The 12,217-nt window shown below is 72.2% G+C and carries 12 protein-coding genes; all 12 read right to left on the bottom strand.

Annotation, left to right across the window (positions count from 1 at the left end; genetic code table 11):
* Position 1 precedes the first annotated feature (1 nt).
* Entirely contained in the window at positions 2–1,012 is a 1,011-nt protein-coding gene (locus Val02_RS01105) for a LacI family DNA-binding transcriptional regulator (protein WP_203896930.1), read from the bottom strand.
* A gap of 97 nt (positions 1,013–1,109) precedes the next feature.
* On the bottom strand, positions 1,110–1,574 hold the full coding sequence (locus Val02_RS01100) for a hypothetical protein (protein ID WP_203896929.1): 465 nt from the start codon (positions 1,572–1,574) through the stop codon (positions 1,110–1,112).
* Positions 1,575–1,585: 11 nt separating this feature from the next.
* A complete protein-coding gene (locus Val02_RS01095; protein ID WP_203896928.1) occupies positions 1,586–2,392 on the bottom strand; it encodes an Rv1363c family protein in 807 nt (268 codons plus the stop codon).
* 15 nt (positions 2,393–2,407) lie between these two features.
* Positions 2,408–3,631, bottom strand: coding sequence for an MCE family protein (locus Val02_RS01090; RefSeq protein WP_203896927.1), 1,224 nt, complete (start codon positions 3,629–3,631; stop codon positions 2,408–2,410).
* Between the two features lie 26 nt (positions 3,632–3,657).
* On the bottom strand, positions 3,658–5,058 hold the full coding sequence (locus tag Val02_RS01085; RefSeq protein ID WP_203896926.1) for an MCE family protein: 1,401 nt from the start codon (positions 5,056–5,058) through the stop codon (positions 3,658–3,660).
* Complete coding sequence (locus tag Val02_RS01080; RefSeq protein ID WP_203896925.1) at positions 5,055–6,275, bottom strand: MCE family protein; 1,221 nt, start codon at positions 6,273–6,275, stop codon at positions 5,055–5,057. Before Val02_RS01080 ends, Val02_RS01085 begins: the two co-directional genes overlap by 4 nt.
* Entirely contained in the window at positions 6,272–7,273 is a 1,002-nt protein-coding gene (locus Val02_RS01075; RefSeq protein WP_203896924.1) for an MCE family protein, read from the bottom strand. The genes Val02_RS01080 and Val02_RS01075 overlap by 4 nt, the downstream gene beginning before the upstream one ends.
* Positions 7,270–8,289, bottom strand: a complete 1,020-nt coding sequence (locus Val02_RS01070) for an MCE family protein (RefSeq protein WP_203896923.1) — start codon at positions 8,287–8,289, stop codon at positions 7,270–7,272. The genes Val02_RS01075 and Val02_RS01070 overlap by 4 nt, the downstream gene beginning before the upstream one ends.
* The gene (locus Val02_RS01065) at positions 8,286–9,584 is read right to left on the bottom strand and encodes an MCE family protein (protein WP_203896922.1); all 1,299 of its coding nucleotides are present in this window, start codon (positions 9,582–9,584) and stop codon (positions 8,286–8,288) included. The genes Val02_RS01070 and Val02_RS01065 overlap by 4 nt, the downstream gene beginning before the upstream one ends.
* Positions 9,581–10,372: an MlaE family ABC transporter permease gene (locus tag Val02_RS01060; RefSeq protein ID WP_203896921.1), complete on the bottom strand. Its 792-nt coding sequence runs from the start codon at positions 10,370–10,372 to the stop codon at positions 9,581–9,583. Before Val02_RS01060 ends, Val02_RS01065 begins: the two co-directional genes overlap by 4 nt.
* Positions 10,372–11,139, bottom strand: coding sequence for an MlaE family ABC transporter permease (locus Val02_RS01055; RefSeq protein ID WP_203896920.1), 768 nt, complete (start codon positions 11,137–11,139; stop codon positions 10,372–10,374). Before Val02_RS01055 ends, Val02_RS01060 begins: the two co-directional genes overlap by 1 nt.
* A complete protein-coding gene (locus Val02_RS01050; RefSeq protein WP_203896919.1) occupies positions 11,136–12,083 on the bottom strand; it encodes an ABC transporter ATP-binding protein in 948 nt (315 codons plus the stop codon). Before Val02_RS01050 ends, Val02_RS01055 begins: the two co-directional genes overlap by 4 nt.
* Between the last annotated feature and the right edge of the window lie 134 nt (positions 12,084–12,217).

Genomic DNA, 12,217 nt, shown 5'->3' with positions numbered 1-12,217 from the left:
CTCAGCTACCTCCGGGGGTGCCGTGGTGGCCGCAGCTGCGCCGCACGACGAGCTGCGTGGGGAGGATCCGCCGCCGGGCCGGTGCCAGCGGCCGGTTGGGATCCGCGGTGCGTTCGGCGATGCGCCGGTGCACCCAGCGCGCAGCGGTGGCGCCGAGTTCGCGCATCGGTTGGCGGACCGTGGTGAGCCCGGCGAACCGGGCGGCGAGCACGTCGTCCCAGCCGGTGACGGCGAGGTCGTCCGGTACCCGCAGGCCGACCGCCGCCGCGGCGAGGAGCGCGCCGAGCGCCACCTCGTCGTTCGCTCCCACGATCGCGTCCGGCCGGTCGCCGTCCAGCAGAACGGCGGCGGCCGCCTCACCGGCCGCCGTTTCGAGGCCGCACGAAACCGGTTCGGGAGCGGGCAGGCCGGCCGCCCGCAGCCCGGCGGCGAGACCGGCGAAGCGGCCCGCGACGTCGGGCGAGCCGGCCGGGTCACCCAGGAACGCGATCCGCCGGTGGCCGTGCTCGACGAGGTGCGCCGCCAGCACTTTGGCGGAGGCGGCGTTGCGGGTGCGGATGGTGTCGATGCCGGCGAGCGGTTCGCGGGCCAGCAGGACGACCGGCACCCCGCCGGCGGCGATCCCGGCGGCCGTCGCGTCGTCGACGGTGTTGCCCATGATGACCAGACCGTCGACCCGGCCGGCGAGTTCGACGACCGCGGCGGCCGCGTCGCGCCGGCGTCCGGTGGCGAGGATGAGCACGCTGCTGCCGAGCTCGGAGGCGGCCTCCTCGTAGCCGAGCACGACCTCCGCGTAGTACGGGCCCACGAGGTCGGGAAAGACGATGCCGTTGGCCGCGTGGCGCCCCTCGGCCAGGGAACGCCCGAGGCGGTTCGGCGTGAAGTGCAGCGCCTGCGCCGCGGCCCGCACCCGGGCACTGGTCTGCTCGGCGACCGGCGCCGTGCCGCGCAGCACCCGGGAGACGGTCGCGATGGAGACGCCGGCGTGGCGCGCCACCTCGTAGATGGTCACCGGCTTCGATCGCGAAAGCGCTTTCATCGCCACGCGGCGGGGCTACCCGAACGCCTCCTTCCACAAACGTCGACCTTTGGGAACGTCGATGCCGGCGTCAGATCGCGGTCGCCGCCGTCACCTTCCAGTCGTCGCCGACCGGTACGAGCGTCAGCGCGACCCGGTTCTGGTCGACCTTCTCGCCCTCGATGTTGGCGTTGCGGCGGTACTGGTTGAGGAACAGGAGGAGTTCGACGCGGTCGGCGCGGGCCGTGACGACACCGGTCGCCGAGACGGTCGCGCGCACCACCGCCTTCTCCGCGACGGCCGTGCCCTTCAGGGCCGTGGTGGTGCGTTCGTACTCGGCGGCGAAATCGCCGGTCACGAACGCCTTGCCGTTGGCCACGCTGGTGTCGAAGCTGCGGTAGTCGTAGGAGAAGATTGCCTGGGCGGCCGCGGTCGCGGTGGCGAGGGCGGCGCGGGTGCCCGCGTCCCGCCGTTCGACCGAGTGGTGTTGCCAGTAGGTGGTGGCCGCGAACGCCGCGGCGACGGCGATCACCACGACCAGCACGATCCTGCGCATCTGCGACCCCCTCAGCCGACGAACTGGAGCTTGGACACGAGCCACCCGCCGGAGTCGCCGGCGCGGTCGACCTCGACCTGGATGCGGTAGTGCGACACCCGACCCTCGGGCGCCTTGCTGTTCTTCACGGTCGCGTCCATCGCGACGAGCACCACGGCGTGCGTCGTCGTCCCCGAAAGAAGAGCGGCCCGCAGGACGGTGCCGCGCGAGTCGACGTTGTTCTCCACGACCGCCGCCCGCACCTGCGCCTGCCCCCGGGTGAACTCCTCGTGGAAGTCGCCGGTGCTGCCGGCCACGATGCGCTGCAGGTCGCGGTCGACGCTGGCGGCGCTGACCGAGACGAAGTCGACGGTCACCTGCTTGGCGGCGGCCAACGCCTGCTGGTGCGCGCGTTCGAGGGCGTGGTCGGCGTACCAGCGCTGGCCGGTGAAGAGTGCCGCGCCGACGGCGACGGCGAGCAGGACGACGAGCGCGGCCGTGGCGCCGGAGACGGTGAAGCGGCGCCGCGGTGGCGCGATGCTCTTCTTCCGCCGCCTCCTCGCGGCTGGCTTTCGCTTCCTCGCGGCGGCCTCTCCGTCCACTGTGGACGGCTCCGAGACGGGCTCGGCGTCGAGGGTGCGCAACGCCTTCGTGAGGGCGTCGTTGTCGTCCTCGGGTGCCGCCGGCGGGGCGGTGCGGCCGGGCGTGCGGCGCTTGACCGTGCGCCTGGTGGAGCGGTGCCGGACCGTACGCCGGCCGGTGACGGTGTCGGTCTCCTCGGAAGCTGCGGCGGCGCCGCCCTTGATGAGCTTGAGCGGGGTGCCGGATTCGGTGGGCATCGCTGGTCCCTTCGGCTACGGGCTGACGCCGGCGAGCAGGAGTTGTTTCCACGACTGGTCCCCGGCAAGTTGCGCCTGCCCGCCGGTGCCGCCGAACTGCAGCGGCCGCCCGTCGGGCCCGAGCACGATGCCGGTGGCGGGGTCGAACCCGCTGATCCCGCCGGGGGCGTTCGCGGGGTCCGGGGGCGACGTGGTGGGCGGCGGCGGATCGCCCCCGGCGCGCGGGGCGTTCGCGGAACCGCGCACGCCCGAGCCGCGCGCCTCCTCCGCGGCGCTGCACTCCGTGCCGCCCTCGTAGCGGCACGGCGGCGGGTCGTCGACGTTCAGCACGAGGCCGAAGTGTGCGGTGCCGTCGCCCGGCGTCACGGTGAACGCGCCCGCGACGGCCAACGGGTACACGACGAGGATCTGTTCGACGCCGGGCAGGCGCCGGGCGGCGACGTCGTTCAGGGTGACGAGGTTGCCGAGCATGACGCCGATCGTCGGATCCAGCCCCTCCAGCAGGGCGGTCAACTCGCGGGCGGCCGGCGCCCCGTCGGCGATGACGCGCCGCAAGTCGGGGTCGGCGGTGCGCACCGTCGAGGCGAGCGTGGCGAGGCCGGCCGCCCAGCGCCGGATCTGGTCTGCCGACTCGATCTGGGTCTGCAGCACCGTGGCGCCGTCCCGGATCAGGGCCACCGTCTCGGGCAGCCTGGCGGTGGCGTCGGTCAGCAGGAGGTTGCCGGCGTCGAGGATGGTGCGCAGCGCGGTCTCGCTGCCCTCGAACGCCTTTCCCAGTTCGTCGATTACGACCGCGAGGTCCCGCGGGTCGATCGAACGCACCAGCGCGTCGAGGTTGGCGAGCAGCACCTCCGGGGCGAGCGGGCCGCCGGTGCGTTCGCGGCCGATGACGTCGCCGTCGCGCAGGTACGGGCCGCCGTCGGAGTCCGGCCGCAGGTCGACGTACTGCTCCCCGACGGCCGAACGCTGCGCCACCACGGCGTGCAGGTTCGCCGGGACGCGCACGTCGCCGTCGAGGCGCAGCCGCACGCGGGCCCCGCCGCCGGGCGCGATCGTCACCGCCGTGACCCGGCCGGACGGCACGCCCCGATAGGTGACGGCCGCGTTGGTGAAGATGCCGCCGCCGGAGGCGAAGTCGACGTGGACGACGTAGTTGCGGCCGAACAGCGAGTCGCCGAGCCCGACGTAACGCACCGACACGTACCCGATGCCGAGCAGGCTGACGAGCAGGAACGCCATCAGCTTCACACGTGTGGCCCGGGTGATCACGATTGCGGCCCTCCGGGGAGCAAATCGCTCAGCCCGCCCTGGCGGCCGTTCGTGGCGGCGGTCGCGGGCGGCAGCAGGCACTGCGGGGTGAGGATGGTGCCGGGCAGCAGCAGCGTCCCGGGCGGGAACACGGTCCCGGGCTGCACCACCCCGCCGGGCGGCCGGACGCTGCCGGGGGGCGCCTCGGCCAGCGGCGGCAGGAGTTGGCAGCCCTCCGGGAGCTTGCAGCCCTGCGGCGGGACCCAGCCGGGCAGCAGCGGGCCGACCACGGGCAGGCAGCCGAGCGGCAGGATCTCGGGAAGCGTGGGCAGGGTCGGCGGGGTCGGGGTACCCGGCCTGGTCGGCGGCGCGGGCTGTGCCGGCTTGTCACCGCCCGACGCGGGAGGCGGGGGCGAGGATCCCGACGGAGGCGTCGGGGGCGGGACGTTGTTCGGCTGGACGAGCAGGTTGCCGAGGATCGTGGTCACGTCGAGGTCGGCCGTCGCGCTGAGGTTGACGAAGTCGCCCACGATGGCGCCGCTGACGTTCGGGGGGAACGGGAAACTCAGCAGGAACTCCAGCGAGTTCGGCAGGCTCGAGCCGGCCTGTGCCAGCTGTTGCAGGATCGGCTGCAGCGCACGCAGGTCGGCGAGCAGGTCGTCGCGGCTCCGGTTCACCACGCGGGTGCCGACATCGCCGAGCTGGCCTAGCGCGAGCACCGCACCGGTGAGCTGTTCGCGCTGCTGCGCCAGCACGGTGATGCCGGGGGCCACCGCGTCCAGCGCCGTCCCGATGACCTGCCGCTGCTGCGCGAGGTGCGCGGTGAGCCGGTCGAGCGAGTCGATCGCCCGCACCAGGTCCTCCTTCTGCTTGTCCAGCCCGCCGATGAACAGGTCCAGCTGCCGCAGGGCGTCCTTCGCCGCGTCCTCGCGCCCCTCGAGCGCGGTGCCGAGTTCGCGGTTGATGACGCGCAGCTGTTCGAGGCCGCCGCCGTTGAGGATCAGCCCGAGGGCGGCGAGCACCTCCTCCACCTCGGCCGCGCGCCTGGTGCGCGCCAGCGGCACGACGGAACCGTCGGCGAGCGTCCCCTGTGGACTCTCGGTGGTCGGCGGGTCCAGCGCGACGTACTTCTCGCCGAGGAGGCTGGTCTGGCGCACGGCCGCGGTGGCGTTCGCGGGGAGCCGCACGTCGCGGCCGACCCGCAGCCGCACCCGGGCGGTCCAGCCGGCGAGGGAGATCTTCTCCACGCTGCCGACCGTCACGTCGTTGACCTTCACGCTCGCCTGCGGCACCAGGTCCAGCACGTCGGCGAACTCCACGGTGACCCGGTACGACGGACCGCTGGGCGCGCCGCCGGGCAGCGCCGTGCAGCCGCTCAGCAGCGCGGCGCCCACCACGATGAGTGCCCTCGCCCTCATGTCAGGCCCTCCAGGATCCCGCCGAGCGTGCGGTCCAGGACGCCGCCCGGGTCGACCGGCAGGCCCGGCACGGTCGGCGGCGTGACCGGCTTCTCCGCGCCTGCGCCCGGCGGCGTGGGCGGTGCCGCCCCGGGCAGGCCGAGCAGCCGCTTCAGCGGGTCGGGCAACGGCAGCCCCTTGAGGTTCAGCGTGTGCGCCAGCGCCACGCACTCCCGCGGCACCTGCGGGACCGGCACGTTCTCGGCGAGGAGCGCGCAGACGTAGGTCGCCGGGTCGTACGGCCCGAGCAGGTCGTCGCGCGTGTCGAGGGTGCCCGAACGCGAGTTGTACGCCAGGTTCAGGTTGGACAGCGCGAGCGGTGCCACGTCGAGGATCTGGACGATGGCCTGCTGCTGACGGGCGAGCACCGTCGTGATGTCGGCGAGCGCGGTCACGTTGTCCCGCAACGCCTGCCGGTTGTCCCGCACGAACGTCGTCACCTCCCCCAGCGCCTGCGCCAGGCCGCGCAGGGCCGCCGCGAGGTCGTCCCGTTCGGCGGCGAGCTGCTCCGACACGTCCGCGAGCTGCTGGTTGAACGCCCGCACGTAGCGGTCGCTCTGCGCCAGCGCGGTGGCGAGCCTCTGCAGGTTCGCCACGGTGCCGAAGAGGTCGTCGCGCGCACCGGACACAGTGGACAGTGCCTTGCTCACGCCGTCGAGCGTGGCGTTCAGGTCGGCGCCGTTGCCCTCCAGGTTGGCGCGGCCGGTGGCGAGCAGGTCGCTGAGCGCGCCGTCGGCGTTGGCACCCTCGGGCCCCAGCGCCCGGTTGAACTCGTCCAGCGCCCGGTAGATGTCGTCGATCTCCAGCGGTGCGGCGGTCCGTTCGACCGGCAGGTCCGCGCCGTCGGGCAGCGCCGCACCGCCGTTCCACGCCGGGGTCAGCTGCACGTAGCGGTCGCTGACGATGCTCGGCGGCACGATGACGGCCTGCGCGTCGGCGGGGAAGCGCTGCGCGCGGTCGTAGCGCAGGCTCACCCGCACGGTGCGACCCTCGGGGCGTACGCTCACCACCTCGCCGACCTTCACGCCCAGCACCCGCACGTCGGAGCCGGGGTAGATGCCGATCACCCGGGTGAAGTGCGCGACAAGTGTGCGTTGCGGCTCCTGCAGCCGCCACACCGGAATCGCCACGGCGACCGCGACGATGATGACCGTGAGGAGAGCGACCCTTCTTCTCATCGCGGGTCCCCCGGCACGTAGGGCTGGAGCAGACCGTCCAGATAGGAGTCGAACCAGCGGCCGTTGCCGACCACGTTGGCGAAGGCGGTCACGAACGGGCCCATCTTCTGGATGGTCTGTTCGAGGTTGGTGCGGTTGCGTTGCAGGATCGCCACGACGCCGCGCAGTTCGGCCAGCGCCGGCGCCAACTGCGCCCGGTTGTCGGCGATGAGCCCGCTGAGTTGGGTGGACAACGCGTCAGTTCCCACGAGAAGGTTGTGGATGGCGTCGCGACGGCGGCTCACCTCCGCGAGCAGCGCGCTCCCGTCGGAGACCAGTTTCTGGAACTCGGTGTCCCGCGCGGCCAGCACCCCCGTCACGGAATCCGCCCGGTGGAGCAGCTCGCGCAGCTGCGCGTCGCGGTCGGCGACGGTCTTCGACAGCCGCGACAGGCCCGACAGCGACGACCGCACACTGGCCGGCGTGTCCGCGAACGTCTGCGACAGCACCGTGAACGCCGACGCGAGCTGCTGCGAGTCGATCCCGTTGAGCGCACCGGCGAGCCCGCTCACGGCCTGGATCACGTCGAACGGCGCCGCCGTGCGCGAGAGCGGGATCTGCGCACCGTCGGCGAGCCTCCCGTCGCCGGCCGGCGCGACGGCGAGGTACTTCTGCCCGAGGATCGTCTTGATGCGGATGGTCGCCCCGGTGTCGCGCCCGAGCCGGATCCCCTCGTCGTCGAGCCGGAACTCCACCCGCACATAGGGACCGTCGGCGCCCCGGGCGAGGCCGATGCCGGTGACCTCACCGACCTTCACGCCGGCGACGCGCACCTCGTTGCCCGGCGCCAACCCGCTCGCGTCCCGGAACGCCGCCCGGTAGTTGCCGGCGGCGGTGAGCGTCGCCAGGTCGTCGAGGTGGAACGCGATCGCCACCAGTGCCACCAGCGTCAGCAGGCTCACCGCGCCGACGGCCTTCGGATCCCTTTCCCGGAAAGGCTTCCAATGCAGTTTCCTCATGCCGCGCACCTGGCTGCCGGTGAGTTGAAGGTCGGGGTGTCGATGACCGGCTGGCCGGCGAGGCCGATGCGGCCGTCGAAGTCGCACATGTAGAAGTTGAACCAGGAGCCGTGCGACGCCACGCGCGTCAGGTCCTCGTACCGGCCGGGCAGGCCGGCGAGCGTGCGGTCGATGGCGGCGGAGCCGGCGTTGAGATTGCCGGCGACGTCGCGCAGGCCGGCGACGTCGTTCGCGATCGCGGGACGGGCCTCGCCGAGGAGCGAACCGGTCGCCACGGTCAGCGCGCCCAGGTTGGTCAGCGCGGTGCCGATCGCCTCCCGGTCGGCCGACAGCCCGGAGACGAACTGCTGCAGCTGCGCGATCGTCTGATCCAGCGCACCCTCCCGACCGTCCAGTGTGGACAGGACGGCGTTCAGGTTGGTGATGACCCGTCCGATGACGGCGTCGCGGTCGGCCAGCGTGTGCGTCAGCGACGCGGTGCGCGCGAGGAGGCTCGACACCGTGCCGCTCTCCCCCTGCAGCACCTTGATGATCTCGTACGACAGCCGGTTGACCTCCTCCGGGGAGAGCGCGGTGAACAGCGGCCGGAAACCGTTGAACAGCACGGTCAGGTCCAGCGCCGGCGAGGTCTGCGCGAGCGGGATCAGCCCACCGGCGCGCAACGCCCCGCCGCCCGGCCCCTCGGACAGCGCCAGATACCGTTGCCCCACGAGGTTCCGGTAGCGGATCTTCGCGAGCACACCCGTGGACAGCGGCACATCGTCCCGCACCGTGAACGACACCTCCGCCGTGTCGCCGCCCACCACCCGGATGCCCCGCACGGCCCCGACGCGCACCCCGGCGATGCGCACGTCGTCGCCGTCGAGCAGCCCGGTGACGTCCGTGAACCGGGCCCGGTAGGTGGTTCCCCCGTCGGCGAACGCGCCGAGCGTGCGCGCCAGCAGGCCGGTGAGCACGATCGTGACGACCGCGAAGACGATGAGCTTCACGAGCGGCGCGGTGACGTTGCGGGTCATGTCGCGCTCACCACCGCTCCGCGCAGCAGCGGGCCCCACAGGATGAGGGCGATGTCGGGCACCTCGGCGGGCGGCACACCGGTGGCGGCGCCGACGATGGGCTTCACGACGCTGCTCTCCTCGGGTGTTCCGGCGGTGCCCATGGCGGGCGGCACGGGTGTGCCGGGAGCCGGGATCGGGCCGACCGGGATCGGCGGGGCCGGTGGGCGGTTCGCGCCGTAGTCGTAGCCGTCGTTGATCGGCACCTGCGGCGCGGGCGCCGGCGGGTTGGGCAGGCCGCGACAGTTCGGGCCGTCGTTCGCGCCGTAGACCGGGGCGTCCCGGCCGGGCACGTACTTGCCGTTGTCCCTGGTGATCTCCAACGTGATGTGCATGCGGCCGTTGACGAAGACCTGTTCGACCCGCGGCTGCAGCGTGACGAGGCCCTGCATCAGGCAGGGGAACTCGGGCGCGTAGGCAGCGAGGAGTTCGAGGACCGGGCGGCTGACGTCACCGAGCCGGATCAACTGCTCGCCGTGCCGGCCCAGGAAGCCGCTGCCCGTGTCGGCGGCCCGCGTCGCGTCGGCCCACAGCGCGGCCAACTGTCCACTGTGGTCGGTGACGGTGGTGGCCGTGACGGTGATGTCGTTCAGGATCGACAGGAGGTCGGGGAGCGCACCCTCGTAGGTGTCGAGCACCGTCGCCAGGCGCTGCACGTCGGCCATGAGCGTGGGCAGCTCCGGGTTGAGCGCCTTCAGGTAGGTGTCGAGCGCCTCGACGGTGGCGCCGAGCTGTTCGCCCCGGCCGTCCAACGCCGTCGCGACGGCCGCCAGCGTCGAGGCGAGCTTGTCCGGGTGGATCGACTGGAGCAGCGGCAGGGCGCCGTCGAGGACGCGTTCGAGTTCGATCGCGCTGCTGCTGTGGTCCTGGCCGATGCGGGCGCCGTCGCGGATCGGGATGCTCGCGGGTTCGGCCGGCGGGACGAGCGCCACGTAGCGCTCCCCGAAGAGCGTCTTCGGCAGCAGCCGGGCGGTCACGTTCGCGGGGATCCGGTCGGTCAGGTCGGGGTCGAGCGCGAGCCGCAGCCGGGCGCGCGAACCGTCGCTCGACACGGCACGCACGTCGCCGACGACCACCCCGTACAGCTTCACGTCGGCGCCCCTGCTCAGCTGCATGCCGGTGTGGTCGGCGTCCAGCGTCACCCAGTCGACCGGGGTGAAGGCCTTGCGGTACTGCAGCACGGACAGGGTCACCCCGGCCGCGAGCACGGCGACGAACGCGATCCCGAGCAGGCGGTTGCGCCACACGGCGTTCACCCCGCGATCCGCACGGTCGTGGTGGCGCCCCAGATGGCCAGCGACATGAAGAAGTCGACGACGTTGACCGTCACGATGGCGGTGCGCACCGCGCGCCCCACGGCGATCCCCACGCCGGCCGGCCCGCCCGAGGCGGTGTAGCCGTAGTAGCAGTGCACCAGCACGACGATGACGCTGAAGCCGAGCACCTTCCCGAACGACCACAGCACGTCGCCCGGCGGCAGGAACAGATGGAAGTAGTAGTCGTACGTGCCGGCCGACTGTCCGAAGTAGACGATCGCCATCGTGCGCGTCGCGAGGTAGCTGGCGAGCAGGCCCAGCACGTACAGCGGGACGACCGCGATGAAGCCGGCGATCATGCGCGTGGTGACGAGGAACGGCAACGACGGCACGCCCATCACCTCCAGGGCGTCCACCTCCTCGGAGATGCGCATCGCGCCGAGCTGCGCGGTGAACCCGCACCCGACCGTCGCCGACAGCGCCAGCGCCGCCACCAGCGGGGAGATCTCCCGGGTGTTGAAGTACGCCGAGATGAAGCCGGTGAAGGCGCTGCTGCCCAGCTGGTCCAACGCCTGGTAGCCCTGCAGGCCCACCTCCGTTCCCGTGAAGAAGGTGAGGAACGTGATCACGCCGACGGTCCCGCCGACGACGGCGAGCGCGCCGGTCCCGAACGTCACCTCGGCGAGCAGCCGCATGATCTCCCGCTTGTACCGCCGCACCGTCCGCGGCGCCCACGCGAAGGCCTTGACGTAGAAGGCGAGCTGCCCGCCCAGCTGATCAAGGATCATCAGGATCCCTTCTGGGGAACGACCTGGAAGTAGATCGCCGTGATGACGAAGTTCATCGCGAACAGCAGCATGAACGTGATGACCACGGTCTGGTTGACGGCGTCGCCCACGCCCTTCGGGCCGCCCTTCGCCGTCATTCCCTTGTAGGCGGCCACGAGCGCGGCGACCATGCCGAACAGCAGCGCCTTCACCTCCCCCACGAGCAGGTCGGGCAGCTGCCCCAGGGCCTGGAAGCTGGCCAGGTACGCGCCCGGGGTGCCGCCCTGCAGCACGACGTTGAAGAAGTAGCCGCCGGCGACCCCGACGACGGAGACGAGCCCGTTCAGCAGCACGGCGACGATCATCGCGGCGACCACGCGCGGCGTGACGAGGCGGCGCACCGGGTCGATCCCCAGCACCTGCATGGCGTCGAGTTCCTCGCGGATCTTCCGCGAACCGAGGTCGGCACAGATCGCCGACCCGCCGGCCCCGGCGATGATGAGCGCCGTGACGATCGGCCCCGCCTCCCGCACGACCGCCAGCACGGACGCCGCCCCGGTGAACGACTGCGCCCCGAGCTGGCGCACCAGGGAACCGAGCTGCAACGCGATGACCGCCCCGAACGGGATGGACACCAGCGCCGCCGGCAGGATCGACACGGAGCTGATGAACCACGCCTGCTGGATGAACTCCCGCACCTGCCAGGGCCGCTTCGCCAGCCCGAGGATGGTGTCGAGGCAGAACGCGAAGAAGTCCCCGGTCTCGGCGAGCGCCTTCCCACCTTTCATACGGGGACCTCTTCCCTGAAGGATCCCTCCGGCGGCGTGACGCCGTTCTCCGCGCACCACTGGCCGGCGGGGCGTTCGGCGGCGCGCGGCCGGCCGTCGGAGGGCTGCAACTGCAGGGGAATCGGCGGCAGCGGCGGCAGCGACACACCGGCGTCGGCCTCGGCCTTCAGCTCGTCGGCGTCCTTCTCCTCGGCCATGCCGATCGGCCCGACGCGCTGCGCGTTGAGGAACTGCCGCACGACCGGCTCGGTGCTCGACAGCAGCATCTCGCGCGGCCCGAACATCGCCAGCTGCCCGTGGTAGATGAGCCCGATGTTGTCCGGCACGGTGCGGGCGGTGTTGATGTCGTGCGTGACGATGAGGAACGTCGCACCGGTCTGCTGGTTCAGGTCGATGATGAGCTGGTTGAGATAGGCCGTGCGCACCGGATCCAGGCCGGAGTCCGGTTCGTCGAAGAGGATGATCTCCGGGTCGAGCACCAGCGCGCGGGCCAGTCCGGCGCGCTTGCGCATCCCGCCGGAGATCTCGCCGGGCAGCTTCCGTTCGGCGCCGACCAGGCCCACCATGTCGAGCTTCTCCGTGACGACGCGACGGATCTCGGCCTCGGTGCGGCGGGTGTGCTCGCGCAGCGGGAACGCCACGTTGTCGTAGATGTTCATCGAGCCGAAGAGCGCGCCGTCCTGGAACAGCACCCCGAAGAGGCGTCGGGTCTTGTAGAGCGCGCGCTCGTTCAGTTTGGGCAGGTTCTTCCCGTCGATCCAGATCTGCCCGCGATCGGGCTTGAGCAGGCCCACGAGCGTCTTGAGGAAGACCGACTTGCCGGTGCCGGAGGGGCCGAGCAGCACGGAGATCTCGCCGGCCGGCAGGGTGAGGGTCACGTTCGACCACACCGGCTGCCGCCCGAACGACTTCGTCAGTCCGACGACGCGTACCTCGACGCCCATGCATGAGACATCGCGGGCGGCGGCCGCCGCGTAACAACTTTTTTCTCCGGGTGGTGGCGCCGAGGGCGTGAGGTTACGCTCCGGTAACCCACCCCCACCCACCTCCCCAGTCCACTCACGCGCCGAGGACACCC

The organism is Virgisporangium aliadipatigenens, from assembly GCF_016863615.1.
Taxonomy (GTDB): domain Bacteria; phylum Actinomycetota; class Actinomycetes; order Mycobacteriales; family Micromonosporaceae; genus Virgisporangium; species Virgisporangium aliadipatigenens.
The sequence above is the reverse complement of the archived record's forward strand: the minus strand, read 5'-3'. Positions and strand labels throughout refer to the sequence as shown.